Here is a 26,436-nt window from a genome sequence, read left to right as displayed (position 1 = left end):
CACAACTCCTGCCAAGCGACCGTTTGGCATTTGAACGACACGAACACAAGTGAAGGAAGCATCAAAGATGAGCTCAAGCACTTTTCATTCGAAGACAGCGCGCCGCCGACCTGGCAAGGCCCGCCTCGCCTTCATCTCCACCGCCACTGCAGCTGCCCTGCTGCTTACAGGCTGCACCACCGTGAACGCGCCCGCCGGAGGCTCCAACGCCGCGGCTGGCGGCGGAGGAACCGACTACCTCCCCGACGAAGCGATCAAGAAGATTGTCAACGGACGCGAGATCAAAGTCGGTTTTGCACCCCCGATCCTCTCGGAGTTTTACACCCAGGTGGAAAAGGCCGCGCACAACAAGATGAAGGAATACGAGGACCGGTTCGGCGTCAAATGGAAGTGGGAACGCCAAGGAGCGCTTAACGATGCCCACTCCGGCACCGAGACACTCGGAATCGTCCAAGGCTATATTGCCCGGCAGTTCGACGCGGTCTTTGTTTGCTCCGCAGCTAATGCGGCAACGATGCAGACCCTTTACAAGCAGGGGTCCGAAAAAGGCATTGACTTCTACCAGTTCAACTCCACCGAAGAACTGGCCAACCCATCCCAGGCCGAAGACCCGACCGGAGGCCTGTCCACGGTATCAAATATCGGCTACGACGACCGCTGGCAGTCCGGATACCTGGCCGGCAAGTACATCGCCGAGCAACTCAAAGGCGAAGGTTCCATCATCCAAATCATGGGACCGTCCGGTTCGGACTGGACAAAGCTGCGCCAGCAGGGCTTCAAGAAGGCCATCGCCGAACACCCCGGCCTCAAGATCGTTGGTGAAGCCGACGGCGGATATGTTCGGGATAAGGGCCTCACAGCCGCCCAGGACCTGCTGACCAAGTTCCCGGACGTAAAGGCCATCTACGGCGAGAACGAGGATATGGCGCTGGGTGCTTCCCAGGCCATTGACGCCCGAGGCCTGAAGCACTGGGACGGCACCGGCGGCATCATCACCATCGGCGCCGACGGCCTGGTCTCCGGTATGGGCGCCATCAAAGCCGGCAAGCTCACCGCAACGGTGGACGTCAACAGCGCGGAGATGGGCAGCCGGATGATCGAAAGCCTCTTCGCCCATGAATTCCTGAACCAGGAAATCAACCAGTTCATCCGCATCCCCACCGGCGTGGTGGACAAGTCCAACGTGGACTGGCATGAGGGTGTTCTCAAGAACGTGCTCAGCGGCCCCGGCAAATACTGACCAACCAGATTCCCTGTCCGGCCCGCACCTCCGGGCCGGACCCGGAGTCGAAACCTCACCGTTTGCCCAAGGTATAGAAGAAAGGTTCGCGCGATGAAGCGAAAAATGGACCCGGTCGATGTCGTAATCGTAGGGCTGGGAGCCGGCGGTGGTCCGGCAGCGAAAGTACTCAGTGAAGCCGGATACAAAGTTGTCGGATTCGACAAGGGACCCTGGTTGCGGCCTGAAGAGCACTACTCCGGTGACGAACTAAAGTTCCAGAACCGCAGCTACCTGTGGCCGGATGTAAATCTCATGCCACGCACCGTGCGCAGTGACGCGAACTCCGAGGCCCGCATCTTCAACTTCTCCCCGGTCCCCTCGAACGTGGGTGGCGGAACCAGCCATATGGCGGGATGGATGCCCCGCCCGCGTGTGTCTGACTTCATCTTCCACTCCCTCCACGGAGATCTTGAGGGAGCAAGCCTCGCGGACTGGCCGTACCGCTACGAACATCTTGAGCCCTATCTGACGAAAGTCGAGTGGAGCTACGGTATCTCCGGTCTCGCGGGAGCTGACAAAGGTGAAGGCTTCCGCAGCAAGGCCTATCCCAGCGCCCCGCTGCCGCCCACCAGGTTCGGCAAGAAGTTCTATGAAGGCTCCAACAAGCTCGGCATCAACTCTTTCCCGCTGCCGATGTCGCATCTGACTGAAGGCAATGCCCTCGGACGCCCGGCGGTAAACCGAACCAGTTTCTGGAACCAGTACGGGGACCCGACCCAGACCCGCTCCAGTGTGGCCACCACCTACATTCCCGAAGCCTTGGCCACCGGTAACTTCGAAGTCAGGGCAGACAGCTTCGTTAGGGAGGTAAAGGTCGGTAAGGACGGTAAGGCTACCGGAGTCATCTACATTGACCCCAGCGGCGCTGAGATTGAACAGGATGCCCGAGTGGTGATTCTTGCCCTTGGCGCCATCGAATCCGCCCGCCTTATGCTCCTGTCTTCCTCCAACCATTTCCCCGACGGGCTGGCGAACGACTCAGGGCTGGTAGGTAAGAATGCCACCTTCCACGAGTACATCTTCGCCGTTGGACTTTTTGACAGGGACATGGAAGACCCCTTGAACGGGTGGACCGGGAACTACCAAAGCGGCGGATCCACACACTTCTACGAAACGGACGAGAGCCGCGGGCACATCGGTGGCGGGATCATCGCCACTACCCAGATCGGACAGGCCATCAACGCCATCATGCCCGGCCGCCCAGCCTGGGGCCAGGCGATGAAGGATGCTGACCGTGACTACTTCGACTATTCCATGAAAATCGGCTTCATCCTCCAAGACATGCCCCAGGAGACCAACAGGGTCGATCTGGATCCCACCGTCAAAGACGCCTGGGGGATGCCGGTCGCGCGCATCACCAACAAACCTCACGCGAACGACATAGCAATGAGCAAGTGGCAGATCGATCAGAACCAGGAGATCCTCCAGGCGGCCGGCGCGAAGAAGACCGTGCCCGTCTACCTCGGGGACGAATTCACCGGCAACGCCTGCCACCAGCAGGGCACCGTCCGGATGGGAACCGACCCTGCCAAATCGGTGCTGAACGAGTGGGGCCAAGCGCACTCCGTCGAGAACCTCTTCGTCCTCGATGGGGCAGGTTTTCCAACCGCGCTCGGTGTGAACCCGACGCTCACCATCATGGCCCATTCCTGGCGGTGCGCGGACTACATCGCCAACACCTACATGAAGGGCCGCTCCGAACGGCTGACCCTGTCCCCGATCAAGAAATCCTAGAAGGAGGAGAACAAATGGTGTCAAAAGCTGACTGGGAAATCGCTCCCATCCGCATCGATCCTGATACGACCGAAAAGCTATTCTTCACCGATCACGAGTGGGACACGATTGAAGCCGCAGCGGCAAGGATCATGCCCACTGACCAAGATCCAGGAGCACGCGAGGCGCGCGTCATCGTCTTCATCGACAGGTATCTATTTGGCATCGCTTACCTCTACGCTGCAGCGGACGGAAGCGGCTTCCTGCAACTGGCAGACAAAGACGCGCACGCGGCCCGGGCCAGGAATGCCAACATGCAGCGCCTGTACCGGGAAGGCATACACGAACTGGACAAGAAGGCGCGGGAACTTCGTGCCCCCTCCTTCAAGGAGGCATCCGAACAGACTCAGGACGAGGTTCTCGAACAAATCAGCGGGGTGCCAAAACCAATCCCGGTCTCGCTGACATCCCGGGAGGTGTACTACTCACGCCTTCAGGGAAACACTGACGAAGGCAAGAGTTTCTTCGACACCCTCTGCCTCCACGTCCGCCAGGGTTTCTACGGCGACCCCGTGTATGGGGGGAATAAGGACCAGATGGGCTGGAAAACAGTCGGTTTCGTCGGGCCTAAAAGCCTGAAGGACACCATGGACGGCACTTACAGTACCGCCGAGTTCTTCATCCAGGAGTACGACTGGGAAGACCTGGTCCCAGGCTTCAAACACAGCCAGGATCCCACCTCCAAACAGGAGCAGGACGGTCAGTGACCGTCCCGGACAACCAAGCAACCCCCGTCGCCGGCGCTGCACAGCCGACCATGGACCATCTGAAATAAATCGAGAGGAAAGACGACAATGACCGCCTTCGAAGACAAGCTCAACAAGTACGTTGACCGTTCCAACCGCTTCATCCCGGACACCATCGACCTCAGCAAGACCGTCGTGCACGCCCTGGACATCCAGAATCTCTGCCTTGACCCCAAGGGCGCCGACTACGTTGAAAGTGTTGGGGGCGCCCCCTCCGGCCAGGAATCCCTCGGACCTGCAAAGCGGATCGTGGAACTCGCCCGGGAAAAGGGCATTAAGGTGAACTGGTCGCTCTGGGGCATGAACCCTGACGGCGCGGACCTGGGTATCTGGGGGCTTAAGTACCCCTCCTGGAAGGAACCGGATTCCCCCTTCAACCACGGCACCTGGAACGGGGCGCTGGTAGACGGATTCGAACCCCAAAAGGGCGAACCCGTCTTCCAGAAGCACCGCAACAGCAGCTTTTACGGAACCGCCTTCAACGAGTACCTGATGCAGGACCACGCGGAATACCTGGTCATCATCGGGTCCTCAACGGCCAACTGCGTCCCCACCACCGCCCGCGACGGTTTCGACCGCGGCTACAAAGTCATTGTCGTTGCGGACGCCGGAACTGCGATCCCAGTCAACTCGCACGGCCGCAACCCGGAATTCGATCACGAAACACCCGAAGGCTACGGCCAGTACTGGGAATCCCTGCGCAACATCCAGGCACAGTACGCCGACGTGATGTCCAGCGACGAGTTCGCAGCCCTGGTTGAACGCTCCTCCGCCGCCCAGACAAAGTCCAACGAACAGCTCACCAGCGCAGCACGCTAAATCACCACCCCGGGGCCACCCGCGTCCTGACACTGGACGCGGGTGGCTCCATTAAAGCGCCGCCGCCATCCGGCTCAATCATTGTCTAACCAATAAATCCCTGGCTTTACGCCCACCGATAGGAAAACCATTGGGACCATTCCATGTCACAGAACAACGCAAGTTTGGGAGCTCCGGCTGGTCCACCTCCCTGGCCGGTTTCGGATCCGTGGCCCTCGGGAATATGGGAAAGGTGATGACCACGGAAACGGCACGCTCCCTGGTCCGGCACGCCTGGGATTCGGGAGTGCGCCTGTTCGACACCGCACCGATGTACGGTCACGGGCTCGCCGAATACCGGCTTGCCGACGACCTCATGGACCGGGACCGGAATGACTACACGCTGATTACCAAGGTCGGCCGCACCCTTCACCCCGCTCCCAAAGGGACCTTCGACACTGGACCCTGGCTGCAGACACCGTCGATGCGAATGGAATACGACTACTCCTATGACGGTGTCATGAGACAGGTCGAAGACAGCCTGCAGAGAATGGGCACAGACCGCTTCGACGTATTGCTCGTCCACGACACCGACCGGTGGACCCACGGAGACCAATACCTCCAACGGTTCCACGAAGCAGTGAACGGTGCATTCAAAGCACTCGAATCACTGCGCGAGCAGAAAGTCGCCTCCGCCATAGGAATCGGGGTCAACGAGACAGACGTCTGCATTGCAGCAGCCAACGCCGCGGACATCGACTGCATACTCATCGCCGGGACATATAACCTCCTGGATCAGCAGGCCAATACTGAACTCCTCCCCCTGTGCCGGGAACGAGGCATCGCAGTCATCAACGGCCGAATCTTCGGATCCGGCATCCTCGCCACAGGAACCCAACCCAACGCCCGCTTCAACTACGCTCCCGCCAGCGCTGACGTCATCGCCAAGGTACGGCCCATCGAAGACATATGCCACAGCTACAACGTTCCCCTTGGAGCCGTCGCCGCCCAATTCGCAGCAGCCCACCCGGCCATCACCAACATCTGCATGGGAGCAGGCAGCATCGAACAACAGAACCAAAACTATTCCTGGCTCGAGCAGGACATACCCCAAGAGCTCTGGAACCAGCTGGCGGCCGAAGGACTGCTGGACCCGAATGTCCCCACTCCTGCCTACACATAGAAAACCTTCCAGCACAAGGAAATCCACATGATTGAAGAAGCACAAAAAATCGCCGCGGCCGCTGAAACAGCAGCCAAAGAGGCCGGCCTGAGTATCGTCGTCAGCATCGTAGACACCCACGGAAACCAGGTCCTCCTGCACAGAATGGACGGAGCACCCCTGCACTCACTGGATATGGCATTCCGCAAAGCCTACACAGCAGCATCATTCGACGTTGCAACCGAGGAACTCACGGACCAGGTGCAGCCCGGCCAGCCGCTGTATGGACTCGCCGTCAACTCAGGAAGCAAACTCATTGCCTTCGGCGGTGGCGCACCTGTCAGCCTCGTAGAAGGCGAGAAAGTTGGGGTCGGGATTTCCGGCGGCTCCACTCAAGAGGACATCGACATCCTCAGGAAAGCACTCAACGCCACCACCCAGCCTTAGCCCAAAGAAGGGTGAACTTGCCGTGCTGCAGTCGTAAAGGTTCCCTCGAGACGATAGAGTCCCAGCTGCACTAGCCTTGAGAGGTGAACATCAATAGCGCGGCAGCCACGCTTCCTACGCGCGTCCTGGCAGAATCTCTAACGGCCTGGAAGCTCGCTTTTGACCGCCATACGCCTGCAGGCATGGTCGAACTCTTTTCACTCGATGCGCTCTTTCAAGGGCTCAGCCCAACTCTGCTCACCGGACGTAACGAGGTTTTCGACTACTACGATGCCCTGCCCCCCGGAATCACGGCCAGTTTCCAAGTAATCCAAGGCCGCCAACTAACCCCGCATCTCGTCTCCGGATTCGCCGCCGTCCACTTCACCTACCCAGCCGGAAGAACGGTGCCGGTGCAGCTATCCCTCGTGCTCCGCAGGGACGGTCAGACATGGTTCATTGTTCAGTACCACGCCTCAACGCTGTCCTCAGCGAAGCAGAGCGGGACAGTCACGCTAGCCAGCCATGATGAATTTATTTACTGATGGCAAAGACTGAAAGGGGCAGGCTTTTCGGAAACCACCCCCCGTTTTCCCCGACGCTCGACAGCTGGCGGCCCGGCCCAGAGTGAGGCAGGTCCCGGGATCCTGCTGAGCGGTTGCTGATCCATCTTCCAGCCATGGCCGCCAGTGACGCACGCCTTCAGCTTTTGCCCTCGGTCTCAGAGAGGTACACCCCAACCTGACGTCAGGCAGCTATTCAAACGCCGTCAGAATAGGGTCCAAAAAGCGTTCCCGCACGACCCCAGTGGACACTCTTGAATCCCAATCTGACACGGGGCGGCAGAAACGCCTGCCTATCTGGCTGGAACTTGCCCGTCTTAAGTTCGATGATCACGTAGCGAGTTAAGCGCATCTGAAAACGAACAGCAGGCCGACGCAGAAGCGGTCGGGATGCTCAATTGCACGATACCTAAACCTCCGCCACCGGAGCCGCGAACTGCGCCTCGTACAACCGGGCATAGGCCCCACCCGCGGCCAGTAGTGAAGCGTGCGTCCCCTGCTCCACGATTTGGCCGGCTTCCATCACCAGGATGAGGTCGGCGTCGCGGATCGTGGACAGGCGGTGCGCGATCACGAAGCTCGTCCGGTCCGACCGCAGGGCCTTCATCGCCTTTTGCACCAGCACCTCGGTGCGGGTGTCCACCGAGCTCGTCGCCTCATCCAGGATCAGCACCGAGGGCCGGGCCAGGAACGCCCGCGCAATCGTCAGCAACTGCTTCTCCCCCGCGGACACGTTGGAGCCCTCGTCCTCCAGCACGGTGTCGTACCCCTCCGGCAGCGAGTGCACGAACCGGTCCACGTACGTCGCCCGCGCGGCCTCCAGGATCTCGTCCTCCGTGGCAGTAGGCCGACCGTACGCGATATTGTCCCGGATGGTCCCACCGAACAGCCACGTATCCTGCAGCACCATGCCCAGCCGCGAGCGCAGCTCACGCCGCGGCACTGAGGTGACGTCCACGCCGTCGAGCGTTATCCGCCCCGCATCCAGCTCGTAGAACCGCATCATCAGGTTCACCAGCGTGGTCTTCCCCGCCCCGGTGGGTCCCACAATCGCCACCGTCTGCCCCGGCTCCGCCACCAAAGAAAGCGAGGAGATCAGCGGCTTGTCCGGCGAGTAGGAGAAGGACACGTCCTCGAACACCAGCCGCCCCCGCCCAAAAGCAGGAGCACCACCGGGAGGCTCAGCAGACTCCTCGTCCTCATCCAGCAACGAGAACACCCGCTCCGCCGACGCCACCCCGGACTGCAGCAGGTTGGCCATGGACCCCAGCTGCGCCAGCGGCATGGTGAACTGCCGCGAGTACTGGATGAACGCCTGCACGTCGCCCAGCTGCATGGCCCCGGACGCCACCTGCAGGCCGCCCACCACCGCGATCCCCACGTACACCAGGTTCCCGATGAACGTCATGGCCGGCATGATCAGCCCGGAAATGAACTGCGCGCCGAAGCTCGCGTCGTACAGCTCCACGTTCTTCTGCCGGAACCGCTCCTCCACCTCGCGCTGCCGGCCGAACACCTTCACCAGCGCATGCCCGGTGTACGTCTCCTCGATCTGCCCGTTCAGCTCCCCCGTGTGCTTCCACTGCGCCACAAACAGCTTCTGCGAGCGCTTGGCGATCAGCGCCGTGATCCCCAGCGTCAGCGGCACGGTCACCAGCGCGATCAGCGCCAGCGTGGGCGAGAGGATGAACATCATCACCAGCACGCCCACCACCGTCAGCACCGACGTGACCGCCTGGCTGATGGACTGCTGCAGGCTCTGGGAGATGTTGTCGACGTCGTTGGTCACCCGGCTCAGCAGCTCGCCGCGCTGGATCGAATCGAAATACCGCAGCGGCAGCCGGTGGATCTTCGCCTCGATCTCCTCGCGCAGCCCGAACACCGTCCGCTGCACCACCCCGTTCAGCACATACGCCTGCACCCACATAAACGCCGACGCCAGCACGTACAGCACCAGCGCCCACAACAGCACGCCGGACAGCGCCGCGAAGTCGATCCCCTGCCCCGGCGTCAGCGCCATGGGCGTCAGCATGTCCGCCCTCTGGTTCTCCCCCGCGGTCCGCAGCTGCGCAATCAGCTCCGCCTTGCTCACCCCGGCGGGCAGCTCCCGCGACACCACCCCGGCGAAAATCAGGTTGGTGCCCTCCCCCAGCAGCCGCGGCCCGATCACCGAGAGCGTCACGCTGGCCACCCCCATGATCAGCACCAGCAGCAGCCACGCCCGCTCCGGCCGCAGCGTGCCCACCAGCCGCCTGGCCGACGGCCCGAAGTTCATCGCCTTCTCCGCCGGGACGTTCATCCCCGCGAACGGCCCGCCGCGTCCCGGTCCGCCCGCCGGACGGGGAATACGTACGACGTCGGCAGTCCCGGTTTTCGAGGCCGCCGCGGTTCCGCCGGGGGCGGCTGTGTGGGTGGCGCCCGACGTCGGCCGGTTGTGCGTGCTCATACCGTCTCCTCCGCTGCCAGCTGGGAGGAGACAATCTCCCGGTACGTCTCGGACGTCTCCAGCAGCCCGCGGTGCGTTCCGCGCCCCACGATCCTGCCGTCGTCGAGCACTAATATCTGGTCCGCGTCCACGATGCTGGATACCCGCTGGGCGATGATCACCAGCGTGGCGCCGGCGGTGCTGCGCTTGAGGGCCTGGCGCAGCCGGGCGTCCGTGCCGGTGTCGAGTGAGGAGAACGAGTCGTCGAAAATGTACACCTCGGGCCGTTTCACCAGGGCCCGGGCGATGGCCAGCCGCTGCCGCTGCCCGCCGGAGATGTTGGTGCCGCCCTGGGAGATGGGCGCATCCAGCCCGCCCTTCATCTCCTCCACGAAGTCGCGCGCCTGGGCAATCTCCAGGGCGTCCCAGAGCTCGTCCTCGGTGGCATCCGGCTTGCCGTACTGCAGGTTGCTGCGGACGGTGCCGGTGAACAGGTAGGGCCGCTGCGGCACCAGGCCGATGTGTCCCCAGAGGAGGTCCGGGTGCAGCTCGCGGACGTCCACGCCGTCGATGCGGACCGAGCCGGTGGTGGCGTCGAACAGCCGCGGCATGAGGTTCACCAGGGTGGTCTTGCCCGCGCCGGTGCTGCCGATGATCGCCGTCGTCTGCCCGGCCCTGGCGGTGAAGCTGAGCCCGGAGAGGACGGGCTGGTCGGCACCCGGGTAGGCGAATCCGACGTCGCGCATTTCCAGCTCTCCGCGGCGCCGCCCGCCGGACGGAACCGCGCTGCTCACGGGCTTCAGCGGCGGCCGCACACTGGATTCGGTCCCCAGCACCTCGCCGATCCGGTCCGCCGAGACGGCGGCGCGCGGGATCATCACGGCCATGAAGGTGGCCATCATGACGGACATCAGGATCTGCATCAGGTAGCTCAGGAAGGCGATGAGGGTGCCCACCTGCATGGAGCCGTCCTCGATCCGGAACGAGCCGAACCAGATCACGGCCACGCTGGAAACGTTCAGCACCAGCATCACCACGGGGAACGCGAGCGCCATCAGCCGGCCGGCACGTAGCGCGGTGTCCGTGACGTCCTCGTTGGCCTGGGCGAAGCGGGCGCTTTCGATGTCCTCGCGGACGAACGCGCGCACCACGCGGATGCCGGTGAGCTGCTCGCGGAGCACCCGGTTCACCGTGTCGATCCGCTTCTGCATCTTCCGGAACAGCGGCACCATCCGGGTGATGATCAGCCCTACGCCGATCATGAGCACGGGCACGGCGACGGCGATCAGCCAGGACAGCTGCACGTCCTGCCGGACGGCCATAATCACGCCGCCGACGGCGAGCATCGGCGCGGCAACCATCATGGTGGCGGCCATCAGCACCAGCTGCTGCACCTGCTGGACGTCGTTGGTGGACCGGGTGATCAGGCTGGGCGCGCCGAACTTCGTGACTTCCTGCTCGGAGAACTCCCCCACCCTCGTGAAGATGGCCCCGCGCAGATCCCGGCCCGCCCCCATGGCCGCCTTCGCCCCAAAGTACACGGCAATCACGGCGCACACGATCTGCAGCAGCGTGATCCCCAGCATCAGGCCACCCAGGCTCAGGATGACGCCGGTGTCCCCCTTGGCCACCCCCTCATCGATGATGTCCGCGTTCAGGGTGGGCAGGTACAGCGACGCGATGGACTGCGCCAGCTGGAAAACCACGACGGCGATCAGCAGCTGCCGGTGCGGCCGCAGGTATTCAACAAGCAGTTTCCAGAGCATGGGCGGCTCCAAAGGTTCTGTCCCGCTGGTGTTCGAGCTGGAGGTGGTGCGAAGGTCAGTTTACGTCCGGAGGCTGGGAACGATCCCTGCCTGTGGAGGAGAAGTTGGGCGGGTTTTTGTGGTGCTGCCCTGAGTACCTACGGTGCGGGAGAAGGGCAACAGCATCTGCAGAGGGGAGACTGCCAAGGGTTTCGGCCTTGTCTTGGGTCCGAAGATCGCGAGGACAATTGCGCCGTGCACGGCTCGTGGACTCGACGCCGCCAGCCACGTCAGTGTCAGCGGCCCCGGCCTTGATCATGGGTGAGGCCATGATGATGACGCTGAGGACCGGTCTTGCGTGGGTTTGTGGGGTGGTCCTGCCGGGTTTCGCCGGCGCATTACTGGATGCGGGTTCCGGACTGGTCATATCGGTACCAGCCATGCGCGGTTTTCCGGCCGTAATTCCCTTGTTCGTAAAGCTCCTTCAGGGCCGGGTGAGGCAGGTCTGCCGGGTCCTGCGTTTCCTCGAAGGTCGCTTGCCGGATCAGGTAGCTCACGTCCAGGCCCACCAGGTCCATCAGCTCAAACGGCCCCATGGGGTGGCCCAGCGCCGTCTTGGCCGCAGTGTCGATGTCGCTGACACTGGCGATGCCGTCCGCGTAAAGCCGGAGTGCCTCGTCCCGGATGGCGCCCATGAGCCTGTTGGCCACAAAACCCGGGATCTCGCGGTCGATAAGCACGGGCGACTTGCCCAATGAACGCGCCAGCTTCATGGTGGTGTCCACCGTGTCCGGAGATGTTTTGCCGTGGCGGACCACCTCAACACATTTCATGACCAGGGCGGGGTTGAAGAAATGCATATTGCAGACCTGTTCCGGCCGCCCTGTCTCCTCGGCCACTTTTGAGGAGCCCAGCGTGGAGGAATTCGTGGCCAGAATGGCGTGTGCCGGGGCTGCCCGTCCCAACGCCGCGAAGATGCTGCGCTTCACTTCGAGTTTCTCGGTGGCGGCCTCGATCACGAAGTCGACGTCCGCCGCGCCGGCCTCCAGGGACGTGGTGAAGGTGAGCCGCGCCAGGGCGGCCTCGGCGTCCTGTCGGCTCCTGCGCCCCTTGACCACGCTGCTGTCCATCCGGTCGGTGAGCTGGCTCCGGGCGGCGGCCAGCATGTCTGCCGCGACATCCTGAATGGTGACCTGGTATCCGGCCAGGGCGCACACCATGCCGATCTGTGAGCCCATGGCTCCGGCTCCGACCACCAAAATCTTGTTGATCTGCATAATTTCTCTTCTCCTAGTGCGCAAAGGGAATTTCCATGACGTTCCGGCGCTGAGAATTACTGCCCGGAAAACCGTCCCGGACAACGATGTTTCGGTTGGGGGACGGCGGACCGGCCTCAGGCCGGGTCCTGTCTGATGAGGTGACAGTCATGTACCGCCGAGGCCGGCCAACGACTCCGCGGCGGCCGCGCAATCCTCTGCTCAGCGGAAAGCGGGAATGCCGGTGATGTGGTTACCCAGGATGAGGGTGTGGACCTCGTCGGTGCCTTCGTAGGTCCGGACAGACTCCAGGTTGTTGGCGTGGCGCAGGGGCGAATGGTCCAGTGTGATGCCGTTGCCGCCGAGGATGGCGCGGGCGTCGCGGCAAATCTTGATGGCTTCCCGGACGTTGTTGAGTTTGCCGACGGAGATCTGTACGGGCGCAAGGGTGCCAGCATCCTTGAGCCGGCCGGTGTGGATCGCCAGCAGCGTGCCCTTCTGGATTTCCAGCAGCATGTTCACCAACTTTTGCTGCGTGATCTGGTAGGCGGCCAGCGGTTTGTCGAACTGCATCCGCTCCAGTGAGTAGTCCAGGGCCTGCTCGTAGCTGTCCCGGGCAGCACCCATGGCACCCCAGATGATGCCGTAGCGGGCTTCATTCAGGCAGGAGAACGGGCCGCGGAGGCCCTCGGCGCCTGGCAATCTGGCGGTGTCATCCACTGTGACGTTCTCGAGGGTGATGTCGCACTGGATCGATGCGCGCATGGAGAGCTTTGGCTCTATCGGTGTGGCGGTGAAACCGGGAGCGTCGGTGGGAACCAGGAATCCGCGGACGCCGTCCTCCGTGGCGGCCCAGATGACTGCGATCTGCGCGACGGAGGCCAAACCGATCCACCGTTTCGCGCCGCTAATAACCCACTGGTTGCCGTCGCGGCGGGCAAAGGTCTGCATGCTGGAAGGATCCGAGCCTGCCGTGGGCTCGGTGAGGCCAAAGCAGCCGATAATTTCACCCTTCGCCATGCCGGGCAAATACTGGTTCTTCTGATCCTCCGAACCCCATTTGTGGATAGCGCTCATCGCCAAGGAGCCCTGGACCGAGACGAACGTCCGCAGCCCGGAGTCTCCGGCTTCCAGTTCCATCGCCGCTAAACCGTATTCGACTGCGGACCGGCCCGGGCAGCCGTAACCCTTCAGATGCATTCCCAAGAGCCCGAGGGCACCCATCTCTCGCGAAATTTCCACAGGGAAGTGCGCAGCTTCGTACCAGTCCTTGATGTTCGGCTTGATGCGTTCGCGCACGAACCGGCGGACTGTGTCCCGTAGCTGCAGCTCGTCACTGCTGAGCAGCCCCCGCAGGTCCAGCACGTCCGAGCGGATCTCGTCGGCGGGGCCGGCAGCGGTGGAAATAGTCCGCAGTTCCGGTTCGGACAGGGTTTCTGGTGTGACGCTCATCTTTGATCCTCCGACAGTGACGGCCTGAAGGGCGTCGGTTTGCGTTCGCCCCGTTCACTCTGACAGCAATTTATGCTCGGAGCCAATACCAAATGACGGCGCTATTGATCCGTCTGGCGCATTAGTTTCTCATGCGAGTTCGGGCGTTGGCAGCGCTATTTCAGAGAGCCTCAGGACCTCACGGAGGGCGGGGCTGGTGTTGTCCTTGCGCCAAATTATCCGCAGCAAGACGGGGTCCACGGGGTCCTCCAGGGGCAGGAACAACACGCCCGGATAGTGAATATTCTCCGCAACGGAAGATACGGTCATCGCCACCCCGATTTCCGCAGCCACCAGTGAGACCAGCGTCAGTGAATCCGGGGCTACCTGCACAATCGATGGCAGGAATCCGGCATCGCTGGCGAGCTTGAGGAGGTGGTCGCGCAGGACGGCGCCGGGGTCCGCGGGCAGGGTCACGAATGGCTCACCATCCAAGTCAGCCATCCGCACGGACGCTCGCCCCGCCAGCGGGTGGCCGGCGTGCACGGCTATGACGAGTTTTTCATTGGCAATGACCCGCGAGCTGAGGGCGGCCGGTATGAAATTCCACCGTCCCAGACCGATTTCCATGGCACCGTTGGCGACTTTGTCCAGGGCCGGGATGGCGAAATTCGAGCTGTACAGCTCGAAGTCGATGCCCGGGTGTGTCTTGCGGACAAGCTTGGCCAGCTTGCCGACCATGACGTGCGACGACGCTCCGGCGAAAGCGACCCTCACGCGTCCGGTCTCGCCCTTGCCGGCATTGGTCACCATGGTCCTGGCTCGCCGGCAGGCATCGAGAATATCCGTCGCCGGCTGGATCAGGGCCTCGCCTGCCGGGGTGAGCCGCACAGAGCGTGTGCTGCGCTCAAAGAGGGCGGCGCCGAGCTCCCGTTCCAGATTCTGAACGGCACGGCTGACCGGAGGCTGGGCCATATGCATCTGCTGGGCGGCCCGCCCGAAATGCAGTTCCTGGGCAACGGCCAGGAACGCGCGGATCTGTTGAATCTCCATAGGGGCAAATTATGCGTCAGACAGATAGAAGCGTCAAACGCTAAGAGCGTTTCAGCATCAATGTTCTTCGCCGGGCCTGCGAAAGGATGGCTCGACAAGGATGTTTATTGCGCTTTGGGCATCAAACAGGGCCGGAATACGTATTGGACGCGACGTAATGGGTTTGGGACAGTGGGTGATGTGGAGCACAAACCGGAAGGCATGACATGAATCGAACTGACGCTGCATCAAGGCTGAACCAGGCTTTCGGCCGCTCCGGCAGCGGGCCGCTGAGCGGCCTGGTGGTTGCGGACTTCACCCGCGTCCTGGCCGGGCCCTACTGCACCATGTTGCTGGCGGACATGGGGGCTACGGTGATTAAAGTCGAAAGCCCGCACGGCGATGACACCCGCGGCTGGAAGCCGCCCGTCCGTGAAGACGAAGCCACGTTCTATCTGTCGGTCAACCGCAACAAGCATTCGATTGTGCTGGACCTCAAGGACGAGTCAGACCTTGAAGTCGCCCATGAACTGGCCGCCAAGGCAGATGTCCTCGTGGAGAACTTCAAGCCTGGTGGACTGGATCAGTTCAAGCTGGACTACGACTGCGTTTCCGCGGTGAACCCGGATGTCATCTACGCGTCCATTACCGGCTTCGGCACCGCCGGTGGCGCAGGCTTGCCGGGCTATGATCTGTTGGTCCAGGCGGTGTCCGGAATGATGAACCTCACCGGCGGGCAGGACACCGAGCCATACCGCGCCGGACTGGCCATATTCGACGTGATCACCGGCCTGCATGCCAGCATCGGCATTGTGGGGGCACTCCACCACAAGGACAATACCGGCCAAGGGCAGCGTGTTGAGCTGAACCTGCTCTCGTCGGCCCTGTCAGGAATGGTTAATCAGTCCGCGGCGTACGTCACCGGCGGGGTGGTACCCACCCGCATGGGCAACGAGCATCCAAGCCTGTACCCCTATGAGCCGATGCCTACGGGCGACGGAATGCTGATCGTGGTGGCCGGAAACAACGGCCAGTTCACCAAACTCTGCGATGCTCTGGGCATTCCCGAAATTGCCGCCGATCCGCGCTTCGGCAACCCGCAGGAGCGCAACGCCAACCGTGAGCAGTTGCGGCCCATTCTCCAAGACCGCCTGGCCGCGCGTTCCGCGGCGGAGTGGTTTGAACACCTCTCCGCATTAGGCCTGCCATGCGCTCCCATCCAGGACGTCAGGGGTGGCATTGAACTTGCCCGGAAGCTGGGGCTGGAACCGGTCGTCATGGCTGGAAACGGCGAACGCCGGATTCCCTCCGTGCGCCACCCGGTTGCCTTCTCCCAAACCCCGGTCAGTTATGAACTGGCTCCGCCGGAACTCAATGCCAGCTCCGACTTGGTCCGCACCTGGCTGGCCGCCAAGGAGGTGCGGCTCGTTGGCTGAGGAATTCCGCGCACAGGTGTTAGTCCGCTGGTCCGATCAGGACATCAACGGCCATGTGAACAATGCGCGCGTGGCAACGCTGCTGGAAGAGGCCCGGATTCAGTGGCGGCGCCACGCGGCCTCCGCGGCCGCTGCCGCGGAGACAGCCACGCTGGTGGCGTCCCTGACGCTGCACTACCGCCGGCCCATCGAGTTTGGCCAGGATGTCGACGTGCACATCTGGGTGGTCCGCATCGGGGCCAGGTCCTACACCATGGGCTACGCCGGATACCAGGAAGGGAATCTGGTCCTGGACGCCTCAACGGTCATGGTTTCGCTCGACGACGCGACCGGGAGGGCCCGCGCGCTGAACGCCGGGGAAAGAGACTACCTGGAGCGCTATCTACGCACCGAAGTGCCGGTCTGAGCGCCACCCAAACAACAACCGGACGAACACTACCGGCGAGCCCGGCTGTCCAGAAACAAAGGAAAAACTGTGGTTACAGAAGAGATCAACAGCGACTACTTCATGGTCGATGACTTCCTCTCCGAAGACGAACGGATCATCCGGAAGAAGGTCCGTAATTTTGTCGAAACCGACCTTCTGCCGGTCATCAATGACTATTGGGACCGGGCGGAGTTTCCGTTCGTCCTCGTCCCCAAGATCGCGGCACTCGGCATCGTCGGCACCACCATCGAAGGCTACGGCTGCCCCGGCATGAGCCGCCTCGCTGCCGGAATGGTGGCCATGGAGATGGCCCGGGGCGACGGCTCCATCAACACCTTCATCGGGGTCCAGTCCGGCCTGGCGATGGGCACCATCAATACGCTCGGCAGCGACGAGCAGAAGCAGCGGTGGCTTCCCGGGATGGCAAGGCTGGAAAAGATCGGGGCCTTTGGACTCACCGAGCCGGACCACGGCTCGGACTCCGTGAGGCTGGAAACGAGCGCGCGCCGGGACGGTGACCACTACATCCTGAATGGGCGCAAACGCTGGATCGGCAACGCGAGCTTCGCCGACGTCGTCGTGCTCTGGGCCCGGGATGAGGCGGACGGCAAGGTCAAGGCGTTCATTCTGGAAAAAAACAGCGACGGTACCTACCCGGCGGGCTACCAGGCCGAGGTGATCACCGGCAAGATCGGCAAAAGGGCGATCCTGCAGCCCGATATCACTATCGAAAACCTGCGGATTCCGGCGGAGAACAAGCTCGTCGAGGCGAACTCCTTCCGCGATGTCACCCGAGTGCTCACCGCGACCCGCGGCGGTGCTTCCTGGGAATCAGTGGGCCACGGGATCGCCGCTTACGAGGCCGCAGTGAAATACGCGAAGGAACGCGTGCAGTTCGGCAAGCCTATTGCCAGTTATCAGCTGGTGCAGAACAAGCTCGCCAACATGCTGGCCGAGTTGACCGCCATGCAGCTGATCTGCTTTCGGCTGGCCGCGCTCGCCGACCAGGGGAAGATGACCGGCCCGATGGCGTCCCTGGCCAAGATGCACACCGCTCAGAAGGCGCGCTGGATCTGCCAGGAAGCCCGCGACATCCTGGGCGGCAACGGGCTGCTGCTGGAGAACCATGTGGCGCGCCATATGACCGATATGGAAGTCGTCCACACCTACGAGGGAACGGACTCCATCCAGTCGCTGCTGATCGGCCGCGACATCACCGGGATCTCCGCATTCTCCGGATGACGCCGCACCCCTGTTGCAAAGACCAAGCCAATCGAAACGTAAAGCAAACCAAGAGGGAGAGCCAATGAACAGGCTGAAAAACAAGACTGCCATCGTCACCGGCGGCGCGCAGGGCATCGGCGCTGCCACGGCCCTCCGGCTGGCCGCGGAGGGCGCAACAGTTGCCATCCTGGACTTGAATGCCGAGAGGGCAGCGGCCACGGCCGCCGGGATCAGCTCTAACGCCGCCGTCGTGGCGGCCGGAGGTTCGGCAGTCAGCGCCGTCTGCGATGTCACCAGCGAGGAACAGGTTGCCGAGGTCTTTGAGCGGATCTTCACCGATCACGGATGCGTCGACATCCTGGTCAACAACGCAGGCATCACCCGGGACAACATGTTGTTCAAAATGGACCGTCCGGACTGGGATTCCGTCCTGGCCACGAACCTGACCAGCGCCTACCTCTGCGCCAAGGCCGCGCAGAAGTTCATGGTGCCGGCCCGGTACGGAAAGATTGTCAGCCTGAGCAGCCGCTCCGCGCTCGGCAACCGCGGGCAGGCTAACTATGCTGCCGCCAAAGCGGGGATCCAGGGACTCACCGCCACGCTGGCACTGGAACTGGGTCCGTTCAATATCAACGTCAACGCCGTGGCACCTGGTTACATCGCCACGGCCATGACTGCCGCGACTGCTGGACGGGTCGGCAGCACGCCGGAGGAGCACCAGAAATCCGTGGCCGAACGCACTCCGTTGGGTCGGGTCGGGGAGCCGGAGGAAGTGGCCGCCGCCATTGCGTTCTTCGCCAGCGATGATTCCTCATATGTCTCCGGGCAGACGCTCTATATCAATGGAGGAGCACGTTGATGGCTGAAGCATTCCTGGTGGGCGGGGTGCGCACCCCGGTCGGGCGCTACGGTGGCTCACTGTCCGGTGTCCGGCCGGATGACCTGGCGGCGCTCGTTCTCGGCGAAGCTGTCCGGCGGGCAGGAATCGAGGCTGCCGACGTCGATGAGGTCATCCTGGGCAACACCAACCAGGCGGGAGAGGACAACCGCAATGTGGCGCGGATGGCATCCCTGCTCGCAGGGTTCCCTGACAGTGTCCCGGGGATGACCGTGAACCGGCTCTGCGCCTCCGGACTCAGCGCCATCATCATCGCATCGCAGATGATCAAGTCAGGTGCGGCGGATATTGTGGTGGCCGGCGGAGTGGAATCCATGTCCCGGGCCCCCTGGGTGCTGGCGAAGCCCGAAAAGGCATTCGGACGCCCGGGCGAAATAGCCGATACCTCCATCGGTTCACGCTTCTTAAATCCGAAGTTCCATGAACGCCCCAAATCCACCTTTTCAATGCCCGAAACGGCAGAGGAGCTGGCGCGTGTGGATGGTATCTCCCGGGAGGATGCAGATGCTTTCGCGTTCCGTTCGCATCAACGGGCCCTGGCTGCTGTGGACGAAGGCCGCTTCCTGGCGGAGATCGTTCCGGTGGAGACCAAGAGGGGAGCCGTCAAGGAGGACGAGGGCCCCCGACGGGAAACGACCCTCGAAGCGCTGGCGGGTCTGCGCTCGGTGGTGCGCCCCGGCGGCGTCGTGACCGCCGGAAACTCCAGTTCGCTCAACGATGGTGCCTCCGCCGTCGTCGTTGCCAGCGGACGTGCCGTCGAGCGGCTGAACCTTCACGCGCGGGCACGAATCGTCGATGGCGCCTCCGCGGGTGTGCCGCCGGAGATCATGGGCATCGGCCCGGTGCCGGCCACGCTCAAGGTGCTCGGGCGGGCCGGCTGGTCACTCGATGACGTGGGTGCGATCGAGCTCAATGAGGCCTTCGCGGTGCAGGCATTGGCCTGCATGCGCAGGCTGGGAATGAACGAGGAGATCGTGAACCGGGACGGCGGCGCAATCGCGCTCGGCCACCCCCTTGGTTCCTCCGGTGCACGAATCGCCGTTACTCTGCTGGGCAGGATGGAGCGCGAAGGCGCGGCCAGGGGCCTGGCAACCATGTGCGTGGGGCTCGGGCAAGGTACCGCGATGTTGCTCGAAAGAGTTTGACGCGGATTTTTCGCTGAAATCGCGGAATAAAGCCGACGACGGGTGACTTTGCAGCGCCGGTTGTCGCCGCGACAATCCGCCTGGCGATTGATGCTCACAACACATCAATCGGCGTCCCATTTGGTATTGGATTCGAATGGGACACTCTGCGAGAGTGATCTAGCTAACACAGCAGCAACCAAAACAACGTGCAAAACCACCACCAACCCAAACGACGATGAGGTCCGTGTTGAAAAAGCGAAGCGAAATGCATTTGAAGGTCTCTGTGGGCCTCGTGGGGCTCTGCCTGGCTCTTGTGGGCTGCGGAGGCGGCGGGGCAGCCAGTGCCAAGGAGGGCGGAACGGACTACCCAAAAAAGCCCGTACGCTTCCTGGTCCCCTTCGCCGCCGGCGGCCCCTCGTCGTTGACGGCCCTGGCTTACGCGTCCTGCCTCGAAGGCAGCCTCGGCCAGCCTGTCCTGGTTGAGAACAAGCCTGGCGGCAGCGGCGCGGTAGCCATGCAGGAGTTGGCCAGCGCCAAGCCGGACGGCCACACGCTCGGGCTCGGCACCAACGGCCCGCTGGTTATGAACCCGATCGTCAATGAGTTGGGCTACAGCCTTGCTGACTTCACCTCGGTCGGAGTCATGGCCGAGATGCCCACGGTGCTCGTGGTCGGTGCTGATTCGCCGTATGCCAATGCGCAGGAATTTTTCGCGGCGGCCAAGGCCACTCCCGGAAAGTTCAGCGTCGCGGTTCCCGGGGCGACAACCTCCGCGGCGATCGAGCTGAAGCGGCTGAAGGACGAATACGGCATCGAGGTCACGGCAGTTCCGACCGCCGGCAACGCGGAAATGACCACGAACCTGCTCGGCGGCCATGTCGACGCACTGTTCATTACGGACCATTCCGACGTTGCGGCGCGGATCGAGGACGGTTCCTTTAAGCCGCTTGCAATCAGCAGCCCGGAACGCGCCGCCTGGTACCCCCAGGTTCCGACGCTGGCCGAAGTTGGATTCAAGGAACTGGTCAACGCCGTTTCGGTGTTCGGCGTCATCGGTCCCAAGGGCATGCCGGCGGCCGTTCTCTCCAAGCTCGAGGCGGAGCTTGAAACGTGCGCCGCTGATCCGGCCATTGTCGAGCAGATCGGCGACCGGTTTGTACCCGACGAGTTCGACGGGTCGGAGGAGCTGCAGACTGCGTTCACCGCAATGCAGGACCTCTACAAACCGATCCTAGGGCAGTAGCAAATCAGCAATGGGCATGGATATGACGAAGCTCGCTCTTGGACCTGCGGAACTGGAGTATGACCGCCCGCCGGCAGGAAAGAATGACCGGCCAGGGCATCAGCAGCGCCGCCTTGTTCCGCTTGTCCTGGTCGCGGCCGGCGTCTCGGCCGTGATCGGTTCGTGGCGGCTCTCGCTGGGAGAACTGAACAGCCCCGGCCCCGGCCTGTGGCCGTTTATCGTTTCGATAGCGGTGACTATCACCGCGGCCATCCTCACACTCGTTCCGGACTCGGCGGTTCCCGAAACCTGGACCCGACGGACGGCGGGTATTGCAGGCGGTGTGGGCAGCCTGTGCGTGTTTGTAGTGCTTTTTGAGTCCATCGGCTTCCTGATTCCGGCATTTTTGATGCTAATGCTCTGGCTGCGGGCCTTCGGCCGTGAGCCGTGGCGCTGGACCATACCACTTGCCGTCGGAGGCGCCGTCGTGCTGCACGTTATCTTTGCGGGCCTGCTCGGTGTTCCGTTTCCGGACGACATCGTAGTCACCACCCTGCCCCGGACGATCGGATTCTGATATGGACGCCCTGAACAACCTGGGCCAGGGCTTCTCTGTAGCCTTCGACCCGATGAACCTGCTGTTCGTCTTCATCGGCGTGGTCATCGGAACCGCCATCGGCGTTTTGCCGGGGCTGGGTCCGACCGCCACCATCGCGCTCCTGCTGCCGATCACCTACACGATGGATCCGGTCGGGGCGGTGATCATGCTGGCCGGTATCTACTACGGCTCCATGTACGGCGGCACGATTACCTCGGTACTGCTGCGTCTTCCCGGCGAGGCCGCCTCGGTGGTTACCACCTTTGACGGTTATCAAATGACCAAGCAGGGCAGGGCCGGGACAGCGCTGGGCATTTCCGCGATCGGATCCTTCATCGGCGGTACGGTAGCCATTGTCGGCCTGACCTTCCTGGCCCCGCTGCTTTCCAAGGTAGCCGTCGCGGTCGGCCCGGCCGGCTACGTCGCCATCATGATTCTGGGACTCTTCCTGGTGACCTCCCTCGGCACCGGTTCAACGGTCAAGAGCCTGTTCATGGCAGGAGTCGGCCTCCTGCTCTCGACCGTGGGCCAGGACCCCGTTACCGGAACCGCACGCTTCACATTCGGCCAGACGTCGCTGCTGGGCGGGTTGGATTTCGTCGCTATCGCCATGGGACTTTTCGGCGTAGGAGAACTGCTCCACAGCCTCGAGCGGAGCGAAAAGGGCCAGGCCGTCACCACCAAAATCAAAAATATCTGGCCCTCCCGCAAAGACTTCAAGGATTCCTCCGGCGCCATAGCCCGTGGTTCCGTGCTGGGCTTCTTCATCGGCGTCCTGCCCGGCGGCGGCGGCGTCATCTCATCGCTCGCGTCCTATGCCATGGAGAAACGCCGCGCCAAGGATCCCAGCAGGTTCGGCAAGGGGGCCATCGAGGGTGTCGCCGGTCCCGAGACAGCGAATAACGCATCGTCGACCTCGGCATTCATTCCGCTGCTCGTTTTAGGCATCCCGTCCAACGTGGTGCTGGCCTTGATCTACGGAGCGCTCCTGCTGCACGGCATCACCCCGGGGCCGCAGCTGATCAATGACCATCCAAATGTCTTCTGGGGTGTCGTGGCGTCAATGTACATCGGCAATCTGATGCTGATCATCCTCAACATTCCCCTGGTCGGAGTCTTTATCCAGATGCTCCGTGTACGGGCGGGGATCCTTTCGACCTTCGCGCTGCTGGTGGTCATGGTCGGCGTCTTCTCCATCAACAACAACCCGTTCGACATGTGGGTGGTGTTGGTGTTCGGGGTTCTTGGCTGGGTCATGATCAAGGCACACTTTGACCCCGGCCCGCTGGTGCTGGCGTTCATCCTGGGTCCGATCCTGGAGAAATCCTTCCGCCAGACGATGCTGATCTCCGAAGGCAGCTTCGGCATTTTCGCCTCGGATCCGGTGTCCGCGGCGATCTTTATCCTGATCGGGCTGTTCATTTTGTACGGATTCATCACCCGCAGCCGGCGGCGGCAGGGCACGCGCCGCGCAGCCGCTGCAGGCCCGGAAGAGAGCAATACGCTCGTCCACGCTCCCGCCGCGCTATCAAATTCAATTCGACAGAAAGACAAGGGAGCACCTTGAAGAACGCATTACGCCTCCAAATAACCGCCGGGCTTGCCTTGGCATCCCTGGCCTTGGCATCATGCGGGGCGAACGGTTCCGGCACCGCCCGGAACGCCGGATCCGACTACCCTGCGAAGCCGGTCACCATCCTCATGCCCTATGCCGCCGGCGGACCTTCGGATCTTACCGCCCGTTCGGTTGCAGCCTGTTTGGGGGACAGCCTCGGGGAGGCCTTCGTCGTCGAAAACAAGCCCGGCGGCAGCGGCGCCGTGGCGATGCAGGAGCTGGCGAGCGCTAAACCCGACGGCCAGACCCTGGCGCTCGGTACTACCGGCACGCTCGTCATGGCCCCTCTGGTCAACTCGCTGAGCTACAGTCTTGCGGACGTTGAACCCATCGGTGTGATGGCCGATAATCCGACCCTGATCGTCGTCGGAACGGACTCCCCGTATAAGGACGCAGCAGAGCTCTTCGAAGCGGCCAGGGCGGATCCCGGAGCAATCACGATGGGGGTTCCGGGCGCTACGAGTCCAGCAGCCATCGAACTGCAGCGGCTGAAAAATGACTACGGCGTTGAGGTCACCGCCGTACCAGCCTCGGGCAACGCGGAAATGACCACCAATCTGTTGGGCGGGCATGTGGATGCGCTTTTCATCAATGACCATCCGGACGTCCAGGCACGGATCGCCGACGGGTCCTTCCTTCCGTTTGCCGCCACCACCCCTGAACGGCTTGGCTGGCTCCCCGACATACCGACGTTGGCCGAACTGGGGTTCCCGGACCTGGTGAATGCAACGTCGATTTACGGCTTGTTCGGTCCCAAGGGCCTCCCGGACGCCGTCGTTTCCACACTGGAACGCGAACTCGAAACGTGCCTCGGTGATCCGAAGGTCGTTGCGCAGATCGGAAAGAACTTTGTGCCGAAGAAATTTATTGGTGCCGACGAGCTGGGCGCCAACTTTGCGCAGATCAAGGCGCTTTATGAACCGATCCTTGGCCGGTGAACCGGCGACTGGGCCGCAGTAGCTTTCGGTCACGTTCAGGCCAACAAATCCGCAACAAATCAAATGGGAGATTTTCATGGTGAGGGAACTACATGGCCTATCTGACCTCGAGCCGCTCATCGGCGCAGAACTGGGTGTGAGCGGGTGGCACAGTGTCCAGCAGGACCGGATTCAAGGTTTTGCCGATGTGACCGGTGACCATCAGTGGATCCACGTCGATCCGGAGAGAGCGGCAACCGGGCCGTTTAGGCGTCCTGTCGCCCATGGCTATCTGACCCTGTCGATGATCCCGTTCTTTGCAAAAGAGGTTTACCAGGTAAACGGACTGAAGATGATCGTCAACTACGGGCTGAACAAGGTCCGTTTCCCCAGCCCTGTCCCGGTGGGTTCCCGGGTCCGCAGCCGCCTCACACTCGTCTCCGTGACGCCAGGCGCCCAAGGAAGCCAGGTGGTGATCCGTCACGAGATTGAGCTTGAGCACGGGATCAGACCAGCCTGTGTGGCCGAAACAGTTTCCTTGATGGTCGGCTGAGGGGGGACAGCATGGCGGTGGACAAGAGTGCAACCCTTAGCGAGGCCGTGGCGGAACACGTCCGGGACGGCCAGACCGTGGCAATCGAGGGATTCGGGCACCTGGTTCCGGTGGCGGCGGCCCACGAAATAATCCGGCAGGGGTTCCGTGACCTGACGCTGGCCAGGATGACCGGGGACGTGCTGATCGATCAACTCCTGGCGGCCGACTGCCTGAGGGGGGTCATCAGCTCCTTTGTAGGCAACAGTTCGGCGGGTTCACTCCACGAACTGCGGCGGCGGGTGGAGAACTCGGACCCGGCTCCGCTGGACCTTGAGGAATACAGCCATGGGGGCATGGTTTGCCGGTACCTTGCGGGCGCCTCGAAGCTTCCCTTTTATCCGATCAACTCCTACCGGGGGAGCGATCTGGTGGCGCTGAACGGGCGGATCCGATCCGTCACGGATCCATACGGCGGGGAGGAGATCCACGTGGTCCCGGCACTTAATCCCGACGTGACGATCATTCACGCGCAGCGGGCCGACACGGCGGGCAACATCCAGGCCTGGGGCATTCTCGGGGTGCAGGCCGAAGCTGCGTTCGCCGCCAGGAAGGTCATCGTTACCGTTGAGGAAATAGTCGACGACGCCGTCATCCGCTCGGATCCGAACCGCACCATCGTTCCATCCCACGCAGTCGACGCAGTGGTCCACTGTCCCCGTGGCGCGCATCCTCATTCGGTCCAGGGCTACTATGACCGCGACGACGGGTTCAGCCGCCGCTGGTCCGAGCTCGCCCGCGATCCGCAGCGGTTACGCGACTGGCTGCAGGAAAACATCCACGGCACCCGGGACCACGGGGAGTACATTGCCCGGCTCGGACCGGATTATTGGGATCGCTTGGAGGTCGAAGCGGCACTTTCCGTTCCGGTCAACTACGGAGGCCGTAAATGAACGTCACGAAATTACCGGATCCGCGGGAACAACCACCGGCCCGCTTCCCCGGCCGCCGGACGGAACCCTTGCCGCTGGAGGCGACCAGCAGCGAGCTGCTCACTACCCTGTCCGCCCGTGCCCTGGAAGGAAAGCATGTGGTGTTCGCCGGACACGGACTTCCCACCCTGGCAGTGTCCTTGGCGCAGCGGACCGTTTCTCCCGGCGTCGAAATAATCTATGAGTCAGGCGTTACCGGCGCGCAGCCGGCAGATCTGCCGCGGAGTATTTCGGATTCGGTCCTCGTCACCGGTGCGGCCGGGGTCCTGCCTATGGCGCAGCTGTTCAACTTCGTGCTGCAGGGACAGCGCGTGGACGTCGGATTCCTTGGTGCCGCCCAGGTGGACAAATTCGGCAGCCTGAACTCAAGCCTGATCGGTAAGGACTGGGACGCGCCGGTTACGAAACTACCCGGCTCCGGGGGCGCCATCGAAGCGATGGCCGGCGCCGGCGAGGTCTTCGTGGTGATGCGCCGGCACAATCCCCGATCCCTTGTGGAGGACCTCGACTTCTGCACCACGCCCGGACCTCGCCGGGCTGCGGCGGGACGCGGTGGTGTGATGCCCGCGGGCTTGGGCGTAACCACCGTCATTACGGATCTGGGCATCATGACGCGCCGGGGCATCGACGAAGAGCTTGTCCTTTCCGCTGTACATCCGGGTGTCGAGGTGGACGACGTCAGGGCAGCCACGGAGTGGGACCTGCAAGTCTCGGAGAACCTGGTCACCACCGTCCCGCCGACCGGCTGGGAGCTGGCCCTGCTGCGGGACGTGCTGGATCCGGAACGGGTATACCTGCGCTGAGCCTTG

General features: G+C 62.7%; 24 protein-coding genes. 19 read left to right on the top strand and 5 right to left on the bottom strand.

Annotation, left to right across the window (positions count from 1 at the left end; genetic code table 11):
• Positions 1–67: 67 nt before the first annotated feature.
• The 7 genes from NG697_RS18055 (at position 68) to NG697_RS18025 (ending at position 6,732) form a co-directional block, all read left to right on the top strand.
• Positions 68–1,240, top strand: a complete 1,173-nt coding sequence (locus NG697_RS18055; RefSeq protein ID WP_252608268.1) for a sugar ABC transporter substrate-binding protein — start codon at positions 68–70, stop codon at positions 1,238–1,240.
• A 93-nt stretch (positions 1,241–1,333) separates the two neighbouring features.
• On the top strand, positions 1,334–3,016 hold the full coding sequence (locus tag NG697_RS18050) for a GMC oxidoreductase (protein WP_252608267.1): 1,683 nt from the start codon (positions 1,334–1,336) through the stop codon (positions 3,014–3,016).
• A gap of 14 nt (positions 3,017–3,030) precedes the next feature.
• A complete protein-coding gene (locus tag NG697_RS18045; protein ID WP_252608265.1) occupies positions 3,031–3,762 on the top strand; it encodes a gluconate 2-dehydrogenase subunit 3 family protein in 732 nt (243 codons plus the stop codon).
• Between the two features lie 87 nt (positions 3,763–3,849).
• Positions 3,850–4,620, top strand: a complete 771-nt coding sequence (locus NG697_RS18040; protein WP_252608264.1) for a cysteine hydrolase family protein — start codon at positions 3,850–3,852, stop codon at positions 4,618–4,620.
• Between the two features lie 208 nt (positions 4,621–4,828).
• Positions 4,829–5,782 (top strand): aldo/keto reductase, encoded by a 954-nt coding sequence (locus tag NG697_RS18035; RefSeq protein WP_308293016.1) that lies wholly within the window; start codon positions 4,829–4,831, stop codon positions 5,780–5,782.
• 27 nt (positions 5,783–5,809) lie between these two features.
• Positions 5,810–6,208, top strand: a complete 399-nt coding sequence (locus NG697_RS18030) for a GlcG/HbpS family heme-binding protein (RefSeq protein WP_252608260.1) — start codon at positions 5,810–5,812, stop codon at positions 6,206–6,208.
• Between the two features lie 83 nt (positions 6,209–6,291).
• Positions 6,292–6,732, top strand: a complete 441-nt coding sequence (locus NG697_RS18025) for a nuclear transport factor 2 family protein (RefSeq protein ID WP_252608259.1) — start codon at positions 6,292–6,294, stop codon at positions 6,730–6,732.
• A gap of 427 nt (positions 6,733–7,159) precedes the next feature.
• Here NG697_RS18025 and NG697_RS18020 read toward each other — a convergent pair whose 3' ends face one another.
• The 5 genes from NG697_RS18020 to NG697_RS18000 form a co-directional block, all read right to left on the bottom strand.
• The gene (locus NG697_RS18020) at positions 7,160–9,196 is read right to left on the bottom strand and encodes an ABC transporter ATP-binding protein (protein WP_305884357.1); all 2,037 of its coding nucleotides are present in this window, start codon (positions 9,194–9,196) and stop codon (positions 7,160–7,162) included.
• Positions 9,193–10,941: an ABC transporter ATP-binding protein gene (locus NG697_RS18015; RefSeq protein ID WP_252614860.1), complete on the bottom strand. Its 1,749-nt coding sequence runs from the start codon at positions 10,939–10,941 to the stop codon at positions 9,193–9,195. The genes NG697_RS18020 and NG697_RS18015 overlap by 4 nt, the downstream gene beginning before the upstream one ends.
• Before the next feature lie 377 nt (positions 10,942–11,318).
• Positions 11,319–12,197, bottom strand: a complete 879-nt coding sequence (locus NG697_RS18010) for a 3-hydroxyacyl-CoA dehydrogenase family protein (RefSeq protein WP_252614858.1) — start codon at positions 12,195–12,197, stop codon at positions 11,319–11,321.
• A gap of 201 nt (positions 12,198–12,398) precedes the next feature.
• The gene (locus NG697_RS18005) at positions 12,399–13,628 is read right to left on the bottom strand and encodes an acyl-CoA dehydrogenase family protein (protein ID WP_252614857.1); all 1,230 of its coding nucleotides are present in this window, start codon (positions 13,626–13,628) and stop codon (positions 12,399–12,401) included.
• Positions 13,629–13,757: 129 nt separating this feature from the next.
• Positions 13,758–14,660 (bottom strand): LysR substrate-binding domain-containing protein, encoded by a 903-nt coding sequence (locus tag NG697_RS18000; protein ID WP_252614855.1) that lies wholly within the window; start codon positions 14,658–14,660, stop codon positions 13,758–13,760.
• 206 nt (positions 14,661–14,866) lie between these two features.
• On the opposite strand from NG697_RS18000, the gene NG697_RS17995 reads away from it, so the two are divergent.
• From NG697_RS17995 to NG697_RS17940, 12 genes are all read left to right on the top strand, one after another.
• Complete coding sequence (locus tag NG697_RS17995) at positions 14,867–16,075, top strand: CaiB/BaiF CoA transferase family protein (RefSeq protein WP_252614853.1); 1,209 nt, start codon at positions 14,867–14,869, stop codon at positions 16,073–16,075.
• Complete coding sequence (locus tag NG697_RS17990; protein ID WP_252608250.1) at positions 16,068–16,481, top strand: acyl-CoA thioesterase; 414 nt, start codon at positions 16,068–16,070, stop codon at positions 16,479–16,481. The genes NG697_RS17995 and NG697_RS17990 overlap by 8 nt, the downstream gene beginning before the upstream one ends.
• A 69-nt stretch (positions 16,482–16,550) precedes the next feature.
• Positions 16,551–17,744 (top strand): acyl-CoA dehydrogenase family protein, encoded by a 1,194-nt coding sequence (locus tag NG697_RS17985; protein ID WP_308293015.1) that lies wholly within the window; start codon positions 16,551–16,553, stop codon positions 17,742–17,744.
• Positions 17,745–17,808: 64 nt separating this feature from the next.
• Positions 17,809–18,585, top strand: coding sequence for a 3-oxoacyl-ACP reductase FabG (gene fabG / locus NG697_RS17980; RefSeq protein WP_252608249.1), 777 nt, complete (start codon positions 17,809–17,811; stop codon positions 18,583–18,585).
• Positions 18,585–19,769 carry a thiolase family protein gene (locus tag NG697_RS17975; RefSeq protein WP_252608248.1) on the top strand — a complete coding sequence of 395 codons (1,185 nt, stop codon included), beginning with the start codon at positions 18,585–18,587 and terminating at the stop codon, positions 19,767–19,769. The genes fabG and NG697_RS17975 overlap by 1 nt, the downstream gene beginning before the upstream one ends.
• Before the next feature lie 226 nt (positions 19,770–19,995).
• The gene (locus tag NG697_RS17970; protein ID WP_252614851.1) at positions 19,996–20,994 is read left to right on the top strand and encodes a tripartite tricarboxylate transporter substrate binding protein; all 999 of its coding nucleotides are present in this window, start codon (positions 19,996–19,998) and stop codon (positions 20,992–20,994) included.
• Positions 20,995–21,016: 22 nt separating this feature from the next.
• On the top strand, positions 21,017–21,550 hold the full coding sequence (locus NG697_RS17965; RefSeq protein ID WP_252608245.1) for a tripartite tricarboxylate transporter TctB family protein: 534 nt from the start codon (positions 21,017–21,019) through the stop codon (positions 21,548–21,550).
• A 1-nt stretch (position 21,551) separates the two neighbouring features.
• Entirely contained in the window at positions 21,552–23,138 is a 1,587-nt protein-coding gene (locus NG697_RS17960) for a tripartite tricarboxylate transporter permease (RefSeq protein WP_252608243.1), read from the top strand.
• Positions 23,135–24,124, top strand: a complete 990-nt coding sequence (locus tag NG697_RS17955; RefSeq protein ID WP_252614849.1) for a tripartite tricarboxylate transporter substrate binding protein — start codon at positions 23,135–23,137, stop codon at positions 24,122–24,124. The genes NG697_RS17960 and NG697_RS17955 overlap by 4 nt, the downstream gene beginning before the upstream one ends.
• A gap of 76 nt (positions 24,125–24,200) precedes the next feature.
• Positions 24,201–24,656 (top strand): MaoC family dehydratase, encoded by a 456-nt coding sequence (locus NG697_RS17950; protein WP_252614847.1) that lies wholly within the window; start codon positions 24,201–24,203, stop codon positions 24,654–24,656.
• Positions 24,657–24,667: 11 nt separating this feature from the next.
• Entirely contained in the window at positions 24,668–25,588 is a 921-nt protein-coding gene (locus NG697_RS17945) for a CoA transferase subunit A (RefSeq protein ID WP_252614846.1), read from the top strand.
• Positions 25,585–26,430 carry a CoA-transferase subunit beta gene (locus NG697_RS17940; RefSeq protein ID WP_252614845.1) on the top strand — a complete coding sequence of 282 codons (846 nt, stop codon included), beginning with the start codon at positions 25,585–25,587 and terminating at the stop codon, positions 26,428–26,430. The genes NG697_RS17945 and NG697_RS17940 overlap by 4 nt, the downstream gene beginning before the upstream one ends.
• The last annotated feature ends 6 nt before the right edge of the window (positions 26,431–26,436 follow it).

The sequence above is a fragment of the Pseudarthrobacter raffinosi genome, from assembly GCF_023913835.1.
Classification (GTDB): Bacteria; Actinomycetota; Actinomycetes; order Actinomycetales; family Micrococcaceae; genus Arthrobacter; species Arthrobacter raffinosi.
The sequence above is the reverse complement of the archived record's forward strand: the minus strand, read 5'-3'. Positions and strand labels throughout refer to the sequence as shown.